Annotated in this window: 23 protein-coding genes and 1 tRNA gene; 10 read left to right on the plus strand and 14 right to left on the minus strand. The window is 65.2% G+C overall.

The genetic code is table 11. The features are described 5' to 3' along the window. Positions 1 to 44 precede the first annotated feature (44 nt). Entirely contained in the window at positions 45 to 1,025 is a 981-nt protein-coding gene (locus tag ACTEK7_RS26390) for a helix-turn-helix domain-containing protein (RefSeq protein ID WP_225148504.1), read from the minus strand. 120 nt (positions 1,026 to 1,145) lie between these two features. On the opposite strand from ACTEK7_RS26390, the gene ACTEK7_RS26395 reads away from it, so the two are divergent. Beyond that, positions 1,146 to 1,871 carry an alpha/beta fold hydrolase gene (locus ACTEK7_RS26395; protein ID WP_225148503.1) on the plus strand — a complete coding sequence of 242 codons (726 nt, stop codon included), beginning with the start codon at positions 1,146 to 1,148 and terminating at the stop codon, positions 1,869 to 1,871. A gap of 44 nt (positions 1,872 to 1,915) precedes the next feature. Here the strand turns inward: ACTEK7_RS26395 and ACTEK7_RS26400 are convergent, their stop codons facing one another. From ACTEK7_RS26400 to ACTEK7_RS26410, 3 genes are all read right to left on the minus strand, one after another. After that, positions 1,916 to 3,055 (minus strand): amidohydrolase/deacetylase family metallohydrolase, encoded by a 1,140-nt coding sequence (locus ACTEK7_RS26400; RefSeq protein WP_225148502.1) that lies wholly within the window; start codon positions 3,053 to 3,055, stop codon positions 1,916 to 1,918. A gap of 153 nt (positions 3,056 to 3,208) precedes the next feature. Next, positions 3,209 to 3,931, minus strand: a complete 723-nt coding sequence (locus ACTEK7_RS26405) for a DUF2569 family protein (RefSeq protein WP_225148501.1) — start codon at positions 3,929 to 3,931, stop codon at positions 3,209 to 3,211. 118 nt (positions 3,932 to 4,049) lie between these two features. Next, positions 4,050 to 4,126, minus strand: a tRNA-Arg gene (locus ACTEK7_RS26410). 135 nt (positions 4,127 to 4,261) lie between these two features. On the opposite strand from ACTEK7_RS26410, the gene ACTEK7_RS26415 reads away from it, so the two are divergent. Continuing rightward, entirely contained in the window at positions 4,262 to 4,621 is a 360-nt protein-coding gene (locus ACTEK7_RS26415) for a VOC family protein (RefSeq protein WP_036014526.1), read from the plus strand. 7 nt (positions 4,622 to 4,628) lie between these two features. On the opposite strand, the gene ACTEK7_RS26420 is transcribed toward ACTEK7_RS26415, so the two are convergent. The 4 genes from ACTEK7_RS26420 to ACTEK7_RS26435 are packed head-to-tail and all read right to left on the minus strand — an operon-like array spanning position 4,629 to position 8,208. After that, positions 4,629 to 5,585, minus strand: coding sequence for a tripartite tricarboxylate transporter substrate-binding protein (locus ACTEK7_RS26420; protein ID WP_225148500.1), 957 nt, complete (start codon positions 5,583 to 5,585; stop codon positions 4,629 to 4,631). Between the two features lie 47 nt (positions 5,586 to 5,632). Further along, complete coding sequence (locus ACTEK7_RS26425) at positions 5,633 to 6,004, minus strand: dimethylsulfonioproprionate lyase family protein (RefSeq protein ID WP_225145217.1); 372 nt, start codon at positions 6,002 to 6,004, stop codon at positions 5,633 to 5,635. 26 nt (positions 6,005 to 6,030) lie between these two features. Next, the gene (locus ACTEK7_RS26430; protein WP_225148499.1) at positions 6,031 to 6,669 is read right to left on the minus strand and encodes an RraA family protein; all 639 of its coding nucleotides are present in this window, start codon (positions 6,667 to 6,669) and stop codon (positions 6,031 to 6,033) included. Positions 6,670 to 6,690: 21 nt separating this feature from the next. Further along, positions 6,691 to 8,208 (minus strand): AMP-binding protein, encoded by a 1,518-nt coding sequence (locus tag ACTEK7_RS26435; protein WP_225148498.1) that lies wholly within the window; start codon positions 8,206 to 8,208, stop codon positions 6,691 to 6,693. Positions 8,209 to 8,439: 231 nt separating this feature from the next. Here ACTEK7_RS26435 and ACTEK7_RS26440 point away from each other — a divergent pair, with 231 nt between their 5' ends. Then, positions 8,440 to 9,063: a hypothetical protein gene (locus ACTEK7_RS26440; protein WP_057027447.1), complete on the plus strand. Its 624-nt coding sequence runs from the start codon at positions 8,440 to 8,442 to the stop codon at positions 9,061 to 9,063. Positions 9,064 to 9,226: 163 nt separating this feature from the next. Here the strand turns inward: ACTEK7_RS26440 and ACTEK7_RS26445 are convergent, their stop codons facing one another. Both ACTEK7_RS26445 and ACTEK7_RS26450 read right to left on the minus strand, forming a co-directional pair. Further along, the gene (locus tag ACTEK7_RS26445) at positions 9,227 to 9,442 is read right to left on the minus strand and encodes a hypothetical protein (protein ID WP_225113663.1); all 216 of its coding nucleotides are present in this window, start codon (positions 9,440 to 9,442) and stop codon (positions 9,227 to 9,229) included. Between the two features lie 20 nt (positions 9,443 to 9,462). Further along, positions 9,463 to 10,464, minus strand: coding sequence for a 2-dehydropantoate 2-reductase (locus ACTEK7_RS26450; RefSeq protein ID WP_225131010.1), 1,002 nt, complete (start codon positions 10,462 to 10,464; stop codon positions 9,463 to 9,465). Between the two features lie 161 nt (positions 10,465 to 10,625). On the opposite strand from ACTEK7_RS26450, the gene ACTEK7_RS26455 reads away from it, so the two are divergent. Continuing rightward, a complete protein-coding gene (locus ACTEK7_RS26455) occupies positions 10,626 to 11,192 on the plus strand; it encodes a YidB family protein (protein WP_036014559.1) in 567 nt (188 codons plus the stop codon). Positions 11,193 to 11,219: 27 nt separating this feature from the next. After that, the gene (locus ACTEK7_RS26460) at positions 11,220 to 11,492 is read left to right on the plus strand and encodes a GlsB/YeaQ/YmgE family stress response membrane protein (protein ID WP_370103030.1); all 273 of its coding nucleotides are present in this window, start codon (positions 11,220 to 11,222) and stop codon (positions 11,490 to 11,492) included. 147 nt (positions 11,493 to 11,639) lie between these two features. Here the strand turns inward: ACTEK7_RS26460 and ACTEK7_RS26465 are convergent, their stop codons facing one another. Next, the gene (locus ACTEK7_RS26465) at positions 11,640 to 12,425 is read right to left on the minus strand and encodes an SDR family NAD(P)-dependent oxidoreductase (protein ID WP_225137673.1); all 786 of its coding nucleotides are present in this window, start codon (positions 12,423 to 12,425) and stop codon (positions 11,640 to 11,642) included. A gap of 246 nt (positions 12,426 to 12,671) precedes the next feature. On the opposite strand from ACTEK7_RS26465, the gene ACTEK7_RS26470 reads away from it, so the two are divergent. From ACTEK7_RS26470 to ACTEK7_RS26480, 3 genes are read left to right on the plus strand one after another with little or no spacing between them, the layout of a single operon-like run. After that, positions 12,672 to 13,736, plus strand: a complete 1,065-nt coding sequence (locus ACTEK7_RS26470) for an acyl-CoA dehydrogenase family protein (RefSeq protein WP_225148497.1) — start codon at positions 12,672 to 12,674, stop codon at positions 13,734 to 13,736. Between the two features lie 18 nt (positions 13,737 to 13,754). After that, entirely contained in the window at positions 13,755 to 14,915 is a 1,161-nt protein-coding gene (locus tag ACTEK7_RS26475) for an acyl-CoA dehydrogenase family protein (RefSeq protein ID WP_225148496.1), read from the plus strand. Between the two features lie 17 nt (positions 14,916 to 14,932). After that, positions 14,933 to 15,745: an enoyl-CoA hydratase/isomerase family protein gene (locus tag ACTEK7_RS26480; protein WP_109141718.1), complete on the plus strand. Its 813-nt coding sequence runs from the start codon at positions 14,933 to 14,935 to the stop codon at positions 15,743 to 15,745. A 111-nt stretch (positions 15,746 to 15,856) separates the two neighbouring features. On the opposite strand, the gene ACTEK7_RS26485 is transcribed toward ACTEK7_RS26480, so the two are convergent. The 3 genes from ACTEK7_RS26485 to ACTEK7_RS26495 form a co-directional block, all read right to left on the minus strand. Then, the gene (locus ACTEK7_RS26485; protein ID WP_225148495.1) at positions 15,857 to 16,603 is read right to left on the minus strand and encodes a VOC family protein; all 747 of its coding nucleotides are present in this window, start codon (positions 16,601 to 16,603) and stop codon (positions 15,857 to 15,859) included. 2 nt (positions 16,604 to 16,605) lie between these two features. Continuing rightward, complete coding sequence (locus tag ACTEK7_RS26490) at positions 16,606 to 17,394, minus strand: enoyl-CoA hydratase (RefSeq protein ID WP_225148494.1); 789 nt, start codon at positions 17,392 to 17,394, stop codon at positions 16,606 to 16,608. Positions 17,395 to 17,588: 194 nt separating this feature from the next. Further along, complete coding sequence (locus tag ACTEK7_RS26495; protein ID WP_225148493.1) at positions 17,589 to 18,794, minus strand: ABC transporter substrate-binding protein; 1,206 nt, start codon at positions 18,792 to 18,794, stop codon at positions 17,589 to 17,591. Positions 18,795 to 19,193: 399 nt separating this feature from the next. Between ACTEK7_RS26495 and ACTEK7_RS26500 the strand changes: the two genes are divergently transcribed. Together ACTEK7_RS26500 and ACTEK7_RS26505 are read left to right on the plus strand one after the other, a co-directional pair. Beyond that, a complete protein-coding gene (locus ACTEK7_RS26500) occupies positions 19,194 to 19,964 on the plus strand; it encodes a thermonuclease family protein (protein ID WP_225113658.1) in 771 nt (256 codons plus the stop codon). A gap of 35 nt (positions 19,965 to 19,999) precedes the next feature. Next, positions 20,000 to 21,490, plus strand: a complete 1,491-nt coding sequence (locus ACTEK7_RS26505; RefSeq protein WP_036014583.1) for a M48 family metalloprotease — start codon at positions 20,000 to 20,002, stop codon at positions 21,488 to 21,490. Positions 21,491 to 21,595: the final 105 nt, after the last annotated feature.

Here is a 21,595-nt window from a genome sequence, read left to right on the forward strand (position 1 = left end):
ACGGGGAGAGGGGGCTCATCGAGCGAGTCGCCGCGCAGTTTCTCTCACCGCGCGCGCCAGTCGCGCGGCCGGCAGCCGAAGCGCTGCTTGAAGCGGCGGGTGAAGTGGGAGAGGTCCGAAAAACCCCAATCGAACGCGATGGCGCCGATCGCGCGCTCCGCCATCGCGGGAGTCCTGAGATCCCTGGCCGCGCCGTCGAGACGATGGTCGATGACGTAGTCGGTGAAGCTGGAGCCCGATCGCGCCAGCAGCTTGTGCACGTAGCGCTCGCTGATGCCGACGGCGGCGGCGACGTCTGCGACCGCAAGTCCCGGCTGGCGGAGCCGCCGGTGGATGGCACGTTTCACCGCCAGCGTGGTTGCATCGGCGAGACTCTCGGCTTCAGCTGCGTGCAGGCGGCTGCTTCGCGACAGGCTCACGGCAACCAATTCGATCAGCGCCCGGAACAGCCGCACACCTTCGTCCTCGCTCATCTGCAGCGCGCCCTCGCTGAGCGTGCGCGCGGTCTCGACAATGAGGTGGCCGACGACGGGATCGTCCGAGAGGCGTGCCGCAACGACGTCGAACGAAGCCGGCAGCCGTTCACGCAAGGCTTCTGCCGGCACCCAGAACGAGGCGACGCACAGCTGCGGACCACGATCGTGCAGGAGCGCGAACTGGCGGTCGCTGTCGAAGATGCCGACCTGTCCGGGCGACAGGCTGATCTCGCGACCGTCCTGCTGGATGCGGCAGCGGCCGGCCAGCTTCAGGTTGAGGTAGAAGCAGCTGCGATCGGACGCCGCGATATCGGCCGCGGAACGGCGCACCAAATGCTCAGGGAAGCTGACGCGGTTGATCGCGGCATCACCGAGACGGACGTGCTCGACGCTGGCGGGAAAGCCGCTTGCCGCCGCCGGCTCCGGCGTCAGATTCATGAAAGCCTGGCAGATTGCCTCGCGATAATAGGCGAATTGCTCGTGAGGCCGTACACCCACCGTATTCCAGGCCGAGTGGCGCGACGGGACGGGGCGCTCGATCTGCTGCATCGGTTCACTCCGAGACCAATACGGTTCACTTCCAGCCAAGCGGCAAATCGGTCGCCGGTCCACACTTGCCGTGCGGCGACGCTGCGCCGATCTAACCACACCCTCGGGAGGAGCCACAATATGTCGACCTACGTTCTCGTCCATGGCGCCTGGCATACAGGCGCCGAGCTCGAGCCGGTCGCCGCGCCGATCCGCGCCGCCGGCCATCAGGTCCATACCCCCACCATCAAGGGCAACCGTCCGGGCGATGCCAAGACGACCGGGTTGAAGGAAGCGATCCAATCGATCGCGGACTACCTGGCCGAGAATAATCTGAAGGACGTCATCCTGCTCGGCCATTCCTATGGCGGCATGGTCATCACTGGCGTTGCCGACCTCGCGCCGGAGCGCATCCGCCGCCTGGTCTACTGGAATGCCTTCGTGCCCAATGACGGCGAATGCCTCAACGACATGGTGCCGCCGCATTATATCGGACTGTTCGACGCCATCGCGGCCGAGCGCGGCGACGGCTCGGTGGTGCTGCCCTTCCCGATCTGGCGCGAGGCCTTCATCAACGATGCCGATCTGGAGACGGCGCAGCGCGCTTATGACGTGCTCAACCCGCATCCGCTGGCGACCTTCAGCGACAAGATCACGCTCAAGAGCAATCCGGCCGAGATGCCGCTGGCCAAATCCTACATCAACTGCACCGAGGATACCGCGATGCCGCACAGCCATGGCTGGCATCCGCGCCTGTCGGAGAAGCTCGGCCTGTTCCGCCTGGTGCAGGTGCCGGGAAGCCACGAGCTGTGCTTCTCCGATCCGGCGCGGCTCGCCAAGGCGATCATGGAGGCGGGGCGCGACTGATCAGTGCGTCATGCGAGCACGTGGTCACGATCCGCGCGCGCCGCTCAATTCGGATGCCACCAGCGGCCGCCGATGACGACGCCTTCGGACACGATCTTGCGATCGCCGATCAGGTGCTCGCCGACGACGTCTTCATAGTCGAACTGGCCCTGCCGCACCGAGATCAACGTGGCGTCGCCGACGCTGCCCGGCTTGAGGCTGCCGAGCTCAGGACGCCGCAGCGCCATCGCCGCATTCACCGTCGATGCCGCGATCACATCCGGCAGCTCCATGCCCATGCACAGGAACTTCGACATGGTCGTCACCTGGTCATAGGCCGGTCCGTCGATGCAGAGCTGATGGATGTCCGAGGAAATCGTGTCCGGATGGAAACCATTGGCCAGCATGGCGCGCGCGGTCTTGAACGCGAACGAACCCTTGCCGTGGCCGATATCGAACAGCACGCCGCGCTCGCGCGCTTCCAGCACCGCCTTCTTCACGGTGCCTTGCGCCGTCGCCGGCGTGTTCGGGAAGGGGCGGAACGCGTGGGTCAGCACGTCGCCGGGACGCAGCCGCGCCAACACGTCCTCATAGCTCGGGGGCGGATGATCGATGTGCGCCATCAGCGGCATGCCGACCTCGTTCGCGACCTCGAGCGCGATGTCGAGCGGCACCGCGCCCGACGTGCCCGACGAATGCAGGCCCACGCGCACCTTGATGCCGACGATGAGATCGCGGTTGGCATCGGCCACTTCGGCCGCCTCGATCGGATTCATCAGGCGCAGCTCCTCGCTCTCGCCGACCATAATCCGGTGCGAGAAGCCGAAGATGCCGGCATGCGAGACGTGCAAATAGGCGAGGATGCGGACTTGGCTCGGCTCGATCACATGCTTGCGCAAGCCGGCGAAATTGCCGGGGCCAGCGCTGCCGGTATCCACCGCCGTGGTGACGCCGGAGAGGCGGCAGAACTCCTCGGCATCAATGCCGAGCGAGGTGCCGCCCCAGTAGACATGGGTGTGGAGATCGATGAGTCCCGGCGTCACGATGAACCGGGAGACGTCACGCACCTCCGTGCCCGGATCCGCCTTGAGCCCAGTGCCAACAGCGGCAACCTTGCCGTTCGAAAATGCGACATCCGTCACGGCATCGAGCTTCTGCGAGGGGTCAATGACCCTTCCGCCGCGAAGGATCAAGTCAAAAGGCATCATGGTCTCCGGGTATGGCAACGGACAGGCATGGACCGGGCTGGAAGGTGCCCCTTCCGGCCCGGCCGCTTCTGTTAGCAATTCTTGCACCAGCCGAGCAAATCAGCGGGCATCCTGTCCGCCCGGCTTGCGGGCCGCCAGATGCATGACGGCTTACTCCGTGAACGTATTCGCGACTCTACGGGAGCGAAGGACATAGGTTATCCAAATCGCGGCACTGATCGCACCGACGACCATTCGTGCGACTTGAAGAGGTTCGATAGTGAAAAAATCACCGAACGGACGGTTCAAGCCGATGGAAAAGATCGATGCAACCCAAACCAGATCGATCAACGGGATCAGTACCGCACAGATCATCTGCACAATGAAGAACGCTGGAAATCTACGGGAATGCATGAACAGGAGCACCGCCGTCCAGATTGCGAGACCGATCAGCGCGACGTTCATCGCAATCTCGCCCCAAAATACGATTGAGAATTGCACCCAGGTCTCGCTGGAGATCGACTGCACATATTGCGCGGTATTGACGACTAGGCGCACGATGCCGATCATTTGGCCGAACGCCAGAAGCCCGAGCCAGCCGCTGATGCCGGTCATCTCTGGCTGGACGTCCTTGAATGAAGCGCCGTCTTCTGCGGGAGCGGCCGCCTCGCGAATGACCTCAACCGGCGGCGATGCTGGGCTTGGCGGCGGCGATTGAAGGAGCTGCTGCGTGATCTCGTGCACCTCCCCGGCCGGCTTCCAATTCTCGAAGCCGTGCCGCCAGACCAGCACACGCCGAGGATCGGCGATACTAGCGAGGAGCGGAAGGAGTTCAGAAATCGAGAACGGGCCGCGCCGCTGCCCGCCCTCAGCGTAGTACCATGAGTCCGCCATGCAAGGCCCCCTGCACCCGCCGTATTTTAGCCGGCTGTCGGCACACGTCACGATGGAATAACGCTTGGGGGGAATACCGGCGTTGCGTGCCCTTGGCGCGGCGCAAACGCGCGGAAAATGGCGATCCCGGGAAGACTCGAACTTCCGACCTACGGTTTAGGAAACCGCCGCTCTATCCGGCTGAGCTACGGGACCGCGGAACCCGTGGGTGCGGGCTCGGCCCCCTCATAGCAGAGCAAAATGCGGTTCGCCAGCCGTCAAGCGGGCGAGATCTCATCAACCTGAACGGGGCGGCTATACTTCCAGGCCCCTCCCAACGGAGCAGCTCACATGATCGAAAGCATCAGCGCCATCACGCTCGGCACGCATGACATGGGGCGCGCCGTGCACTTCTACCGGTCGCTGGGGTTCGAGCTCTTGTATGGTGGCGAAGCCGCCGCATTCACGAGCTTTCGCGTCGGCCCCGGTTATCTCAACCTGACGGCACAGCCGGACGACAAGCGCTGGTCCTGGTGGGGCCGCGTCATCTTCCATGTCGCCGATGTCGACGCAACCTATGAGCAGGCGCGCGCCGCCGGATGGCAGCCGTCAACCACGCCGCGCGACGCCGAATGGGGCGAGCGCTACTTCCATCTCACCGACCCCGATGGCCATGAGCTCAGTTTCGCACGTCCCCTTCGTCGGGCATGACGGGGCCTCACGCCTTGATATTGTTGTCCTTCACGACCTTGCCCCAGGTGGCGACCTGCTTGTCGAAGAAGGTCTTGAAGGCGGCGCCGTCCTGGAGCAGCAGCGTCATGTGTTGCGTCTCCTTCAGCTGGGCGGCGGTCGCGGGCTCGCTCAGGATCTCCTTGGACGCCGCCGCGAAGGCCGCGACGACGTCCGGCGGCGTGCCCGTGGGCGCGAAGATGCCCCACCAGGCCAGCGTCTCGAAGTCCGGGAAGCCGGCCTCGATCGCGGTCTGAGTATCAGGCAGGGCCGGCAGCCGCTCGCGGCCGAGCTGCAGGATCGGACGCAGCATATTGGTGCCGAGCTGGGCGGCGACCAGCGCCGCCGATCCCGCGATGAGATCGACGTGGCCGCCGAGCACGTCGTTCATGGCCGGCCCGCCGCCGCGATAGGGCACGTGCATGATCTCGACGCCGGCCTTGCTGCCGAGCACGGTCATGGCGAGATGGCCGAGCGTGCCGATGCCGACCGAGGCGTATTTCACCGCGCCGGGGCTTGCCTTGCAGGCGGCGACCACGTCGGCGAAGCTCTTGTAGGGGCGGCCGGCGCCGGCCGCGATCACGTAAGGCGCGGTGCCGATCAGCAGCACCGGCATCAGCTCGCGCTCGACATCGACCGGCGGCTTGTCGAGGATCGACGGGATCACGGCGTGGGAATCGAACGTCACCAGGAAGGTCGAGCCGTCGGCCGGACTCTTGGCGACCTGCGCCGCGCCGAGCGCACCGGCCGCGCCCGATTTGTTCTCGACCACCACGATGCGACCAAGCTTGGTCTGCAGGTTCGTCTGCAGCAGCCGCGCCATGGCGTCGGTCGATCCGCCCGGCGGGAACGGCACCACCAGCGTGATCTTGCCGGCCTGCGCCATCGCCGGCGTCAATGTGAGAATAGCCGGCGCGGCCAGCAGCGCCCGTCGTGTGATCGTCATGGTCCCCTCCCTTTATGTGTAGCGCTTTGCTTTTTTGCTTTTAAGCGCTAGGTCGTGCCGAAGCCTGATCCTGCTTTTCTGTATTCTGGCCGAGGCGGACTGAAGATGTCCAGCACGCGGGCGCCGTCCGGCCCGGCGCGCATGGTGTGCGGCACGTTCCCGGGCGTGCGCCAGAAATCGCCCTTCTTCACCGGGATTTCCTCCTCGCCCTGGACGCGGATGGCGGAGCCGTCGAGCAGCACGCCCCACTGCTCCTCGGGGTGATGATGCAGCGTGCCTTGCGCATGCGGTGCCAGCGTCACCACCGATAGCATCGCCTGCTCGCCGGAGAAGATGCGCGTGGTCACGCCGGCGGCAAGCTCGCGGAAGAGTCCGTCGCTGGCATCATCGAGATTGTGGAATTCGTCCTTCTGGCTCACGCCATCCTCCCTTCACGCTCCTCTGATCAGGACTTGCCGTAGGCGCCCTGGTAACGGCCCTCGCGGATCGCCTTCAGCGTCTCCTCCTCGCGCGCGACCTGGACACGCACCGCGTCCAACAGGGCGGCCGCGCCGGCAGCGGGAAACGACACCACGCCGTCCTCGTCGCCGACGACGATGTCGCCGGGCGCAATCACGCTGCCGCCGATCGTCACCGGCACGTTGATCTCGCCGGGGCCGTTCTTGTAGGGACCGCGATGGATCACTGCGCGGGCGTAGCAGGGGAAGTCGTCGGCCGCGAATGCTGCGACGTCGCGGATCGCGCCGTCGATTACGTAGCCTTCGGCTTTGCGCCATTGCGCGATGTTCTTCATGATCTCGCCGATCAGCGCGCGCGTCTCGTCGCCGCCGCCGTCGACCACGATGACGTCGCCGGGCCCGACCAGATCCAGCGCGCGGTGGATCGCGAGATTGTCGCCGGGACGGGTGCGCACGGTGAAGGCCGTGCCCACCAGCTTGCCGCCGCGGTGATAGGGCCTCAGCCCCACTGCGCCGGGCAGCCGGGCGAGATTGTCCGAGATCCCCGAGGTCGGCGCGTCCCTGAAACCTTCGATGATATTTGCCGGCGGCTTCGGCACGCTGCTCGCTACGATGGTGATCGTCATGTCAGTCCTTCCTTGCTTGTCTCATTCGGCATGCGCCCGCGCCTTCGAAGGCAAGATCCGGAACGCGCGCCCCTCCTTCATCCACGTCGCACGCTCATCGCGCAACAGGGTGCGCCGAACTTTTCCGGAATCGTCGCGCGGCGGGGCGCTGACGAATTCGAAGCTTTCGGGATGCTTATAGCGGCTGAGCCGGTCCTTGAGAAAATCCGCCATGCCGTCGGCAATGGCCTGCCCGTCCGCATCGGGCTCCGGCTCGATGATGGCATGCACACGCTGGCCCAATTCCGGATCGGGCAGGCCCACCACGACGCAGGAGCGCACACCGGGAGCCTCGGACACCGCGGCCTCGACCTCGGCCGGATAGATGTTGGCGCCGCCGCGCAGCACCATGTCGGCGAGGCGGTCGCCGAGATAGAGATAACCTTCGGCGTCCAGCCGGCCGATATCGCCGAGCGATTCCCAGCCGTCGGCGCGGCGCTTCGGCTCGGCGCCGAGATAATGGTAGGTGGCGTCCTTGCCGTCATTGTTGAGGAAATAGATCTCGCCGGTCTCGCCGGGCGCAACGTCCTTGCCGTCCTCGCCGACGATGCGAAGCTTCGCCATGTCGCCGATCTTGCCAACCGAGCCCTTGTGCGTCAGCCATTCAGTGCCGGAGATGATGCAGGCGCCCTGCCGCTCGGTGCCACCATAGAGCTCCCAAATCCGCTCGGGTCCGAGCCAGCCGATCCAGTTCTCCTTTAGCCACGGCGGCATCGGCGCAGCCATGTGGAAGACCGTCTGCAGGCTCGACAGATCGTAAGAGTTGCGCACGCTCGCAGGCAGCGCCCAGATCCGGTGCATCATGGTCGGCACGAAATTGACCCATTGCACGCGCTCGCGTTCGATCTGCCGCAGCGTCTCCTCGGCGTCGAACTTGGTCAGCCCCGTGAGCTTGCCGCCGACGAACAGCGCATAATGCGACACGATGAACGGCGCGTTGTGGTAGAGCGGACCGGGATTGAGCAGCGATACGCCGAATGGAATATTGAGCGGCGGCGCAGCCGCGGTATCGGTCACGGCCGGCTGGTGATCGAGGATCACTTTGGGTCGGCCGGTCGAGCCGCCTGAGGTCATCGCCTTCCAGTATCGCGCCACCGGCGGCGCCAGCGGCCCATCCGAGAATCCTTCCGGCACGAAGTCGGCGGCCAACCGGTTGGGCGCATTCCAGTCGGCCTCGCCGCCGACCACCAGCGCAGGCTTGAGAATGTCAAGCACGGCGGCGGCTTCGCCGCGCGGCAGCCGCCACGACAGCGAGGTCGGCGTTGCGCCGCATTTCCACACCGCAAAGGAGGTCTCGAAGAACGCGTTGCCGCTCGGCAATCCGATCGCGACGAAATCCCCGGGCTTGACGCCCTTGGCCATGAATGCCCGCGCGCGGCGGTTGGCGCCGCGCTCGAGCTCGTCCCAGGTCAGCGTGTCCTGCCCGTGACGGATCGCAATCGTGCCGTGTGGTTTGCGTTCCGCGTACCAGCGCGGCACATCTGAGAGCGGCAGCAACATCAGGCGTTTCCATTTCGTCTTCTTGGCGTCGCCGCAGGAGTGAGGCGCTCGCGGCACGAGTGTACCAGCCTGCGGTCAGGGCGCTGTGACTCTCGCGCCACGTCAAGCACAAAATGTCAGCATCGCAGCCCTGAATTTCCTGGGTTCCATGGGTGACAAGCCGGCAAGAAAGGGGCAAAAATCCGGCTCGACTCAGTTCGGGTTGAGTTGCGCAAGGAATGCTCTCGTAGAATGTCGTCGGTCGTTACATCGCGTCGTGCGGCGCTGCTCGCCGTAGGTACAGCAGGTTTGTTCCTGCTGACGCACGGGCATGCCGAGGCGCAATGGTGGAAGCGCGCTCCGGTTGATTTCGAGGAATGCGCCGACGCCGCCGAGAAGGCCGCAACCAAAGCCGAGAAGACGGCCGCCCTTGCCGATTGCAACGCCAAGTTCGCCGGCCGCCGCAAGCCGGGCGGCGGCTATTCCTATTACGATTTCCTCCAGGATCGCACCTTCGATATCGCCGGTCCCAATCCGACGCCGGAGGAGCAGAAGAAGATCGACGAAGCCTATACGGCCTATCTCGCCAACCAGCGCCGCAGCAACGAAGCGGCCCAGGCTATCGCCCGGCAGCAGCGCGAACAGCAGGAGCAGCAGTTGCAGCAGCTGCAGCAGGTCGCGCTGCGGACCGAAGTCGCGCGCGTGCCGGTGCCGGTCGAGCGGCCGAAGGTGCAGCAAGCCGCGGGCGCGAAGCCGAAGGCTGCACCTTGCGCCAAGGGCTCGTTCTCCTGCGAATGGCCGCGGCTGTCGGAGAGCTTGAACGACCTGAAGAAGCTGTTCAACCCGACCCCGAGCAAGCCCGCGAAGAAGGGGTGAGTTGCATCCATAACCGTCATTGCGAGGAGCCCTTGCGACGAAGCAATCCAGGGTCTTTCCGCGGTAGGATTCTGGATTGCTTCGCGGAGCCTGTCATCGGGCGGTGCTTTGCGCCGACCCGGTGGCTCGCAATGACGAGTTGGATGGAGATCAGCTCCCACCCTCAGTTCGTGCGCTTCTTCTTGCCCTGCTTCGGTTTCACCAACGGCGCAGTCGCCGGCTCCGTCACCATCGGCGAAGCACCCAACTGCGACCGGCTCTCCTGCAATCGCCTGTCATATCCAGGTGAGTTCATCACCGTCGGCGGCCTCGCATAGGCGAGCGTCGATGTGCCGCAGAAGGCGGTCAGCGCGAGCCCGATCACAAGACCACGTTTCATCACGCTCCTCCTTTCGGGCGCTACCCCCGAATCTGCTGCGGCGTCATACGGAGCGGACCGTTGCCGGCCGCCTCGGCTTCCTTGATCAGCGCAACAATGCGGCGCATCAGCGGCACGGCGACATGGTTCCGCTCGGCGAGCGCGATCACCGCGCCCTGCAGATAGTCGATCTCGGTCTTGCGGCCCTGCTTCAGATCCTGCCACATCGAGGAGCGCGCCTCGGGATCGATCTTCATGGTCCGTCCCAGGATTGCACCGAAGATCGCATCCGGCAGCCGCAGCAGGGTTGGAGACCAGCTCATCGGGATCGGCGTCGACGACACCGGCACGATGTGGGCGGCCTTCAGCACGGCCAGCCCTTCGGCCATCTGGTCGGCGAACAGCCTGCGCCAGTCGCGGCTGGCCAGTTGCGCGGCAAGCGGCATGTCCGACAGCGCGCTGAGCGCGTTGTTCAGGTTGATGATCAGCTTGCCCCATTGCACGCCGGTGATCTCGCCGCTCGCGCGCATCGTGAGGCCGGCGACCGAGAGCTTCCCGGCCGTGTTCTCCGCATCCTCGCCAACATGAATGTCGCCGGAGGTCGAGCGGTGGAAGCGGCCCTCGCCCATCGCGATCACGTTGAACGGCACCATGCCGGCCAGCACGCGGCGGCCGCCCAGCCGCTCGCGCAGCGCAGCGACATTGCCGACGCCGTTCTGAAGCGAGACGATGACGGCATCCTCAGGCGCATGCTGCGCGATCTGCTCGGCGACAGCAGCGGTATCGGCGCTTTTCACCGTCACCAGCACGATGCCGGCGCTGTGGAAGATCGAGGGATCCTCCGACAGCGCCAGTTGACCCGCGCCGAGCTTGTTCTCGGAGCCGTCGAAATCAGTCAGAAGCAAGCCGAACCGCTCGATCTCGGTCTTTACCCGCGGCCGCACCAGGAGCGCGACGCGGCGGCCGCTGGCGGCCAGCATGCCGCCGACGAAACAGCCGATGGCGCCGGCGCCGGCCACAACGATCGGTCGATCCGCAATCACCGAGCTCACTCCCTGAATGACCGGCCTTCGATAGCAGAGCCGAGCCCGACAACCAATCGCGGCGCATCCGACTTGTAACGGTCATGAGTGCCCCATATCTTCTCGCCCCGGGGGCAGTCAGCGGCGAGCGCTCGCCGAACGAGACGCCAAAGGAGAGCACCATGGGTCTACTCGACGTCCTCAACGGCATGCAGAACGGCCCGCGCGGCCAGAGCACACCGAGCTCCGAGAAATCCTCCGGCGGCATGTCGCCGATGACCATGGCGCTGCTCGGCCTGCTCGCCTGGAAGGCATTCAAGCATTTCACCGGCAACCAGTCCGGCTCAGCGCCCCAACCGTTGCCGACACCCGCGCCTCCGCCGGTGAACGTAGGTCGGGGCGGCGGTCTGAACGACATGCTCAAGGGCGGCCTCGGCGGCCTGCTCGCCGGCGGTGCGGCCGGCAGCATTCTGAGCGGCGGGCTTGGCGATCTCCTCAACCAGCTCCAGCAGAGCGGACACGGTGATGCCGCCAATTCCTGGGTCGGCAAGGGCGAGAACAAGCCAATCGCGCCGGGCGATCTCGCCAGCGCGCTCGGCGCCGACCAGATCGAGAGTTTGTCCGCCCAGAGCGGCCTGTCACGCGAAGAGCTGCTCTCCGGCCTCAGCCAGTATCTGCCGCAGGTGGTCGACCATTTGACGCCGGACGGACGGCTGCCGACCGAGAATGAACTCTCGGATCGGGTCTGATCGGTTCAAAGAGAGGGGAGCACTGTCATGAGCATGGGCGGCCTGTTTTGGATCATCCTGGTCGGCTTCATTGCCGGCCTCATCGCGCGCTGGCTGTCGCCGGGGCCGAACAATCCGAGCGGCTTCATCCTCACCACCATCCTCGGCATTGCCGGCGCGTTTCTGGCCACCTGGATCGGCCAGGCCATCGGCCATTACAGCCCCGACCAGGGCGCCGGCTTCATCACCGCGACCATCGGCGCGGTGGTGGTGCTGTTCATCTGGAATCGGCTGGTAGCGAGCGGCGTGATCAAGGGGTAGCGCTTAGAAGCGGTAACGACGAGAGCACGCCACCTCCTCATTGTCATGCCCGGGCTTGACCCGGGCATCCACGTCCTTCGACCCGAGCGGCCTCACGTGGATGGCCGGGTCAAGCCCGGCCATGACGCGGAGAGGGCGTATCGGGTCTCACGTAATCAAATGCATCCCCGCATCCATGCGCACGACCTCGCCGGTCATGTTGCTGGAGGCCGGCGTCGCCAGGAAGCAGACGAGCTGGGCGATGTCCTCCGCGGATGATGCGACCTTCAGCGGCACTTTCGCCACGACGCTGTCGCGCACCTGCTTGGCCTGCGCCTCGCCGCGGCCCTTGGTGAACCAGGGCGTGTCGATATAGCCAGGGCAGACCGTGTTGACGCGGATCAGCGGCGCCAGCGCGCGCGACAGCGACAGCGTCATGGTGTTGAGCGCACCCTTGCTCGCGGCGTACGCAATCGACGAGCCGACGCCGCTGATGCCGGCGACCGAGGAGACGTTCACGACCGCAGATGGCCGCCCCGAAGCCTTGGCGGCGGCTTCGAGCAGGCTGCGCGCCGCGCGCACCATCTGGAACGGACCGATGGTGTTGACGCCATAGACCCGCTGGAAATCTTCCGCCGACAGACCGTCGAGATCGGCGTGAGCCACATGCTTGGTGGTGCCGGCATTGTTGACGAGGATGTCGAGCCGGCCCCAGCCGCTGGCTGCTGCGACGATCTTGCGACAATCCTCATCCTTGGAGACGTCGCCCTGTGCGACCAAAACCTCCGCGGCGCCGGCCTTGCGGCAGGTCTCGGCCGTCGCCTCGGCTTCCTTCTGGCTCGACGAATAGTTGATGACGAGCCGCGCCCCGCTGCGGGCGAGAATCTCCGCAGTCGCTGCACCCAGCCCGGATGCGGACCCCGTCACGATTGCGCACAAGCCGTCTGTTGCCATCCGAATTTCCTTCCCCTGTCTCTGGTGTGGCGTCCTGTTTAGCGAGTTTGCCGCGCCCTGCAAATCGAGCAAACTCCGCTAAGCGGAATTAGCATTTCCTGAAGCCTGGCCCCATGCCCACGCCGCAGATGGACCTGCGATCAACGCTTGTCAGGGCCATGGCTTTTTCCGATCATCGGGCGCAAGAAGAGACTGCGCACTGGCCGATCAGACCGGACGCGCCAATGGCAAGATACGGGGAACGCTGTGGCGGAGAGTGACAATATCGTCGTCGAGACCGCGGAGAAAATCTTCGCCGATCTCGCCGACCCGCAAACCATCAACAACGACAAGAACAATTCCTGGCAGGCGCCGCTGTGGCAGGCGCTGAGCGAAGCCGGCCTGCCGCTGTCCTGGGTGCCGGACGATCTCGGCGGCTCGGGCGCGAGCCTCGCCGACGGCTTTGCGCTGCTGAACGCCGCCGGCCGTTTCGCAGTCGCGGTGCCGCTGGCCGAGACCATGCTGGCGGGATGGCTGCTGGCACAGGCCAAGATCGCTTCCCCCGAAGGCGAGATGACGATCGTGCCGGCGTCCCCGAAGGACCGTATCACCCTCGATGCCGACGGTGCGCTCTCCGGTCGCGCGCGCGGCGTGCCCTTTGCAAAAGCAGCGAAGCATTTTGCGGTGCTGGCACACGGCAAGGACGGTGCTTCCATTGCGCTGATCGACGCGGCCAGGGCGCGGATCGAGGCCGGGCTCAATGTCGGCTACGACCACAGCGATACCGTCACGCTTGACAAGGTCCAGCCCGTCGCCATCAAGCCCGCGCCGAACGGCTTTGAGCAGACCCATCTGATGCTGATGGGCGGCGTCGCGCGCAGCCTCCAGATCGCCGGCGCGCTGGAATCCATGCTCGACATCTCCGTGCGCTATTCCAACGAGCGTGTCGCCTTCGAGAAGAAGATCTCGAAATTCCAGGCCGTGCAGCACAATCTCGCCCGCCTTGCCGGCGAATCCGCCGCGGCGCTCGCGGCGGCGACGTCCGCCGCCGACGCCATCGCCAATGCAAGATCGTTCAAGGACGAGATCTATCTCGAAGCCGCCTCCGCAAAGATCCGCTGCGCGGAAGCTGCCGAGAAGGGCGGCGGCATCGCGCATCAGGTCCATGGCGCGATCGGCTTCACCATGGAGCACATCCTGCACCGCTATTCGCTGCGCGCGCTGGCCTGGCGCGACGATTTCGGCTCGGAAAGCTACTGGGCCGTCGAGCTCGGCAAGCTCGTGGCAAACCGCGGCGCCGATGAATTGTGGCCGCTCGTGGCGTCGCGCTGATCAGGGGACGAGACAAAAATGACCGCTGCCCTCCGTTTCGATCCGATCCGCCTGCCGGAGAAATGCGAGCAATTGCGCAAGGAAGTGCGCGCCTTCCTCGCCGAGGAAATCGCCGCTGGCACTTTCGATCCGCACAAGCCCAATCGCGAGGACACCGACGCGCCGGAATTTTCCCGCCGGGTCGGCGCCAAGGGCTGGCTCGGCATGACCTGGCCGAAAAAGTATGGCGGCCAGGAACGCTCCTTCCTCGAGCGCTACGTGGTGACCGAGGAGATGCGCGTCGCCAATGCGCCGACGCGGCGCTTCTTCGTCGCCGACCGCCAGAGCGGGCCGGTGCTTTTGAAATATGCGCCCGAGCACATAAAGATGGAGATCCTGCCGCGGATCTGCCGCGGCGAGATCTGCTTTGCGATCGGCATGAGCGAGCCGAACTCGGGCTCCGATTTGTTCGCGGCGAAGACGCGCGCGACCAAGATCGACGGCGGCTATCTCATCAACGGCACCAAGATCTGGACCTCGTCGGCGCATATAGCCGACTACATGATCGCGATCTTCCGGACCTCGCCGCCGACCAAGGAGAACCGCCGCCACGGCCTGACCCAGTTCCTGGTCAAGATGAAACAGCCGGGCATCAAGGTGAACCCGATCGGCCAGATCACCGGCCAGTATGAATTCAACGAGGTGGTCTTCACCGATCACTTCATTCCCGATGACCATGTGCTCGGCGAGGTCGACGGCGCCTGGAAACAGGCGACGAGCGAGCTCGCCTATGAACGCTCGGGCCCTGAGCGTTTCCTCGAGACCTATTACGTCCTCACCGAGCTGGTCCGCGCTGTCGGTCCCAATCCCGATACGCGCAGCGCCGAGGGCATCGGCCGCCTGGTCGCGCAGCTCCACACCATGCGGCGGATGTCGGTCTCGGTGGCCGGCATGCTCGAAGCCGGCAAGGAGCCGGTGGTGGAGGCATCCATCGTCAAGGACATCGGCACGGTCTGGGAGCAGCAGCTGCCGCATCGCGTGCGCGATCTCGCCGCCTTCGTCGAGGAGACCGCGAGCAACCGCGAGACCTTGGAGCGGCAGCTCGACTTCGCGATCAAGACCGCGCCGAAACTCACCATCCAGGGCGGCACCACCGAGGTGCTGCGCGGTATCATCGCCCGCGGATTGGGTTTGCGTTAAGTCAATCGAGGATCATCATGAGCACCTATCAAGATATCGGCGTCGAGAAGGTCGGGCATGTCGGCACCATCGAGATCCGCCGTCCGCCGCTCAACTTCTTCGATATCTCGCTGATCAACCAGATCGCGGACGCGCTCGACGAGTTCGACCGCGACATCGAAATCCGTGCCTCCGTGCTCTCCGCGCAGGGCAAGGCGTTCTGCGCCGGCGCCAATTTCGGCGATCCGGCGCGGCAGGCCCAGGAGGCGCGCGAGGCCGAGAAAAAGGGCGATCCGGCCGACAGTCTCGGCCCGATCAACCATCTCTACATCCAGGCCGTGCGCATCTTCCGCGCCAAGAAGCCGATCGTTGCCGCCGTGCAGGGCGCGGCCATCGGTGGCGGTCTCGGGCTTGCAGTGTCGGCCGATTTCCGCGTCACCTGTCCCGAAGCGCGCTTCTCCGCAAACTTCACCAAGCTCGGCTTCCATCCCGGCTTCGGCCTGACCGTGACGCTGCCGGAGCTGATCGGCAAGAACAACGCCGAGCTGATGTTCTATACCAGCCGCCGCGTCACGGGCGAGGAAGCCTACAAATGGGGCCTCGCCAACGAGCTGGTGCCGCAGGACCAGGTGAAGGTGGCCGCGATGAAGCTCGCCGGCGAGATCGCCGAATGCTCCCCGCTCGGCCTGCTCTCCACCCGCGCCACGATGCGCAATGGCCTCGCCGACCGCGTGATGGCCGCGACCAATCACGAGCTCGCCGAGCAGACGCGGCTGCGCGCGACGGACGATTTCAAGGAAGGCGTGAAGGCCACGGAAGAGCGGCGGGTGGCGAATTTCAAGGGAAGGTAAGCCGGGGCAGTAGGGTGGGCAAAGGCGCATAGCGCCGTGCCCACCATCGCTTCATTTGTGTGGCGGAATTGGTGGGCACGCTTCGCTTTGCCCACCCTACGGATGAGTCGATCAACTCACGCGGAACTTCACTCCGCCCAGCAGAAACTCGTTGCCCGCAACCGCGAGCCCTTTTGCCTTGGCTGTATGCAGCACCTGCGCCACGTCAGCCACCCGAAACTCCAGCGCACTCATGATCTCGCTGGCGCCCTTAACGAAGCGGAAGGTCGCGTTGGGCAGCCTCAGTTCGGTGCCTTCAGGCGGGACGCCGATGATCTTGCCCCAATGCTCGGCGAGCCCCGCGGGATCCGGGCTCTGCATCTCCACCGCCGTCAGCGCCTCGGTCACATCCTTGCGGATGAATTTCTGCCAGTCCGGTCCCGCCGGAGGATACGGCCCGAGGATGTCGTCGCTGCCTTCGGTGTGATTGAACTCGATGAAGGCGGCGCGGCAGTCGCGGGGGTGGAGCTGGACGCCGTGATACGGCGCGTGGTCGATGACATTGGCGATGCGCACGCCGAGCGCATTGGCGTTGCGGCCGCGCTCGTCCGGGTCGTCGCAGCAGAAGATCGCCATGTAACCGCCGCGGCCGCCGGTCTTCTCGATGAAGCGACCGGCCGTGGTGCCGTCCTTGAACGGCGCGACCACCTCCAGCAGGATCGTGTCGACCGGGAGCAGCGCGTTCTCGAGGCCGTATTTGGCGACATTGCCGTCGCGATAGCAGACGGCGAGGCCCATGATCCGACCGATATCCGTGATGACGGGCTCGAGCTGCGGGGCGACCAGGCAGATCTGACGCAGCCGGATATAGGGCGTCATCGTCATGCGCCCTTAAAGGTCGGCTTGCGCTTCTCGACGAAGGCCTTGGCCGCCTCCTTGTGATCCTCGGTGTCGCCGCAACGGGTGTGATGGATCGCCTCGCCGTCGAAGCAATCCTCCAGCGCCAGGTGCTCGGCGTTGTTGATGTTGCGCTTGATGAAGCCGAGCGCGATCGACGGCCCCTGCGCCAGCGACAGCGCGAGCTCGTGCGCGGCTGCGTCGATCTCGGCGTCGGGCACGACCTTCGTCACCATGCCGATCGCATGTGCCTCCTTCGCGGTGAGCACCGGCGACATCAGATAGAGCTCGCGCGCCCGCGCACTGCCGAGCAGCTGGGTCAGGAAATAGGTGCCGCCGTAATCACCTGAGAAGCCGACCTTGGCAAAAGCAGTGGTGATCTTGCAGGATTCGGAGGCGATGCGCAGGTCGCAGGACAGCGCCATGGACAGGCCGGCGCCAGCCGCCGCGCCATCGAGCTGGGCCACCACGGGCTTTGGCATCTGATGCAGGATGCGCGAGACCTCCATGCCGCGGCGCAGATTTGCGAGCTTCTGCTCGAACGGCAGCGGCGCGCGCCCCTGCGCCATCGACTTGACGTCGCCGCCGACGCAGAACGAGCCGCCGGCGCCCTTGAACAGCACCGCCCGCACCTCGGGATCATCAGCCGCGCGCCGTGCCGCCTCGACCAGCCCGGCGACCATCTCGGGATTGAGCGCGTTCTTCCGCTCCGGCCGGTTCATCGTGATGGTGAGCAGCCCGCCTTCGAGCTTTTGCAGGACCATGTCGTTCATGGATGTTGGCCTCATTCTGTGGTGCCACTCTCTCACTTTGTCATTCCGGGGCGCGACGAAGTCGCGAACCCGGAATCCATCTCTCAACCGTCAATGCCGCCCAATGGATCCCGGGCTCTCGCTTTCGCGAGCCCCGGGATGACGACCTATTGTTTGGCGCGCCCCGGGATGACGGCGTGCCTTACGTCACGCCGTCACTTCTTCACCAGCGGGCAGCGCGACAGCTCCAATGACTGGAACGCCTCGTTGCCGGGGACGGTGGCGAGCAGCTTGTAATCGTCCCAGCGCCCCTTGGACTCCGACGGCTTCTTCACCTCGAACAGGTACATGTCGTGGATCATGCGGCCGTCCTCGCGGATCTTGCCGTTCTTGGCGAAGAAGTCGTTGATCGGCGTCTCCTTCATAACCTTGATCACCGCCGCCGCGTCGGTCGTGCCGGCTGCCTTCACAGCTTTCAGATAATGGGTGACGGAGGAATAGACGCCGGCTTGTGCCGAGGTCGGCACGCGCTTGGTGCGCTCCATGAAGCGCTTCGAGAAGGCACGCGTGTCGTCGTTGAGATCCCAGTAGAACGCTTCCGCGAGCAGCAGGCCCTGCGCGGTCTCGAGCCCGATCGAGTCGATATCGGTGACGAAGGCGAGCAGCGGCGAGACCTTCTGGCCGCCCTTGGTGATGCCGAACTCCGCCGCCTGCTTGATGGCGTTGATGGTGTCGCCGCCGGCATTCGCGAGCCCGATCACCTTGGCCTTGGTGGCCTGGGCCTGGAGCAGGAAGGACGAGAAATCCGACGTGTTGAGCGGGTGGCGGACGCTGCCAAGCACCTTGCCGCCGGTCTTGGTCACGACCGCGCTGGTGTCCTTTTCGAGATCCTGGCCGAAGGCGTAGTCGGCGGTGAGGAAGAACCAGCTGTCGAGACCAGATTTCACCGCCGCAAGACCGGTTACGTTGGCCTGGCCGTAGGTGTCGAACACGTAGTGGATGGTGTAGGGGCCGCAGGCCTCGTTGCTGAGACGGATCGAGCCCGGCCCGTTGAACATGATGATCTTGTTGCGCGCTTTCGCGATCTCGCCGGCGGCAAGCGCGGTCGCGGAGGCCGCGACGTCGTAGATCATCTCGACGCCCTGATTATCGAGCATGTCGCGGGCAATGTTGGCGGAGAGATCGGCCTTGTTGAGATGGTCGGCCGCCAGCACCTGGATCTTGCGTCCCAGCACCTCGCCGCCGAAATCCTCGACCGCCATCTTCGCCGCAGTCTCGCTGCCGGAGCCGGTGATATCTGCATAAAGGCTCGACATGTCGAGGATGCCGCCGATCTTCAGCGGCGGCTTGTCCTGAGCCTGTGCGGCGCTCGCATTGAGGGCAAACGCGGCGGCAAAAATGCCGGACAAAATAGTCTTCATCGAAAACGACCTCCCTTATCGCGCCGTGCTCTGATGGCGGCTTGGTTATTGCTCTTGGGTTATTGCTCTTGGCCATTCGCTGTTGCCGCAATCATGCCGCATGCGCAAGAGCGCAGCAAGCGCAGGTGCGATGCAGATGAATGATCAATGCGCGCTTTCCGCAAAGCGGAATGCCGCGAGGACGGAAGCTGTCCCCGCATTGTCATTGCGAGCCAACGGGTCCGCGCGAAGCGCGGCCGGATGACAGGCTCCGCGAAGCAATCCAGAAATGCGTCCGCGGAAACAGTCTGGATTGCTTCGTCGCGAAGAGCTCCTCGCAATGAAGGGTGTGAGAAAGCCCCTTCGCGTCTCACCACGCATGAGTTAAAGTCCGGCCGCAATGCAACCTCTCCGGATCACGTGACGCAACGGCTTCGCTTCATCGTCGCATGTCTTCTCGTCGCAAGTAGCTCGGCATTCGCGGGCCCCTGCCAGTTCGAGTCCCAAGGCGAAGGCCGCGTCGCTGCCATCGTCGATGCGCGCAGCGTGCGGCTCGATGACGGGCGCGAGATCCGCCTCAGCGGCATCGCGCCGACCGCGACCACGAAGCAGGCGCTGACCTCGCTGCTCGCCGGCCACGACGTGATGCTGCGGAGCGCTGACGACACGCCTGATCGCTACGGCCGCCAGAGTGCGCTTGTCTTCATCGGCGAAGGCGACATCTCGGTGCAGGCCATGCTGCTCGCTCGGGGCGATGCCATCGCCTCCGCCGAGATCCTGGACAAGGACTGCGCGGCCGCCCTGATGGCGTCCGAAGCTGCGGCGCGGCGCCAAAAAATGGGCAGCTGGGCTGACCCGTCGGCCATAAAAAACGCGGAAAGTCCGGACGATATTTTGGCGGAGATCGGGCGCTTTACGGTGGTCGAAGGCAAAGTCCTGTCGGTCCGGCAAGCTGGGGCAACGACCTACCTCAACTTCGGACGAAACTGGACACGCGGCTTTGCCGTGACTATTTCAAAGCGCACGCTAGCGGCGTTCGAAAGCGCTGGTATGGCCCTTAAGTCCCTGGAGAATCGGCGTATTCGCGTTCGGGGCTGGGTTGAGGGGAATACGGGGCCACGCATCGATGTACGCCTCGTGGGGCAGATCGAGTTGCTGGGCGCAAACGAGCCGACAGGGGTAAGGCCTTAAGACAGGCCGGGCACGGGTTAAACGACGTGAATGGGGTGCTAGAACGGCACGGACTGGGCGATTGCCGCCGCCTGCGGGCTGCGCCGGCCGCGCTTTGCCTTGCGCTGGGCGGACTTCTCGCTGGCTGCGGCGATATGGGCCGGTTCCAGACTGCGGCGACCCCGGCAGCCGTCGCGATGCCGAAGCCGAAGCCCGCCGTCGCCCAAACCCCGGCCACCGAGAAGGAGCACGAGCGCATCCTGGCGAGCTATGGCGGGACCTATGACGATCCCAAGCTCGAGGCGCTCGTCAGCAAGACCGTCGACCGGCTGGTCGCGGCCTCCGAGCGGCCCGACCAGGGCTACAAGGTCACCATCCTCAATTCCGGGGCGGTGAACGCCTTCGCGCTGCCCAACGGCCAGCTCTATGTCACGCGCGGCCTGCTCGCGCTCGCCAGCGACACCTCCGAATTGTCCTCCGTGCTCAGCCACGAGATGGCGCATGTGCTGTCCAAGCACGCGGCGATGCGCGAGGACCAGGCCCGCCAGGCCGCGATCGTCACCCGCGTCGTCACCGACATGAGCAACGATCCCGACCTCACCGCGCTGGCGCTGGCCAAGACCAAGCTCACCATGGCGAGCTTCTCGCGCAAGCAGGAGTTCGAGGCCGACGGCATCGGCGTCGGCATCTCCGCCAAGGCGCATTTCGACCCGTACGGCGCGGCGCGCTTCCTGTCCGCGATGGAGCGAAATGCCGAGCTGAAGGCCGGCAAGAGCTCGCTCGATCCGCGCGCGCAGGATTTCACCTCGTCGCATCCGGCAACCCCGGAACGCGTCCAGAACGCGCAGAACATTGCCCGCCAATACACCGCGCCTGAAGGCGCCGAGCGCGATCGCGAAAGCTATCTCGCCGCGATCGACAATCTCGTCTATGGCGAAGACCCGAGCGAAGGTTTTGTCCGCGGCCGGCGCTTCCTGCATCCGAAGCTCGGCTTCACCTTCCAGGCGCCGGACAATTTCACGCTCGACAACACCGCGCAGGCCGTGATCGGCGTCCGCGAGGGCGGCGCGCAGGCGATGCGCTTCGACGTCGTGCGCGTGCCGGCCGAACAGTCGCTCGGCGACTACCTCAATTCCGGCTGGATGGAAGGCGTCGAGAAGGCTTCGACCGAGGATCTCACCGTCAACGGTTTTCCAGCGGCGTCCGCCACCGCCAAGGGCGACCAGTGGCAGTTCAAGGTCTATGCGCTGCGCTTCGGCAGCGACGTCTATCGCTTCATCTTCGCGGCACGGCAGAAATCGACCGAGAGCGAGCGGAATGCGCGCGAGACCGTCAACTCGTTCCGGCGGCTGACGCTGGAGGAAATCCAGGCCGCGCGCCCGCTGCGCATCAAGGTCATCACTGTGCAGCCCGGCGATACCGTAGAGTCGCTCTCCCACCGCATGGCCGGCGTCGACCATCCCGCCGAGCGCTTCCGCGTACTGAACGGCCTCGATCGCACCGCGCAGGTGAAGGTGCGCGACCGCGTCAAGATCGTGGCGGACTAAAGCGCGATGCGATTGGGATCGTCATCGCGCTTTAGGTTATTCTTTTGAGCATGATCTTTTCGGAAAACCGCTACACACTTTTCCGGACCATGCTCCGACGCCGCG

The sequence above is a fragment of the Bradyrhizobium sp. JHI2711 genome (genome assembly GCF_056156565.1).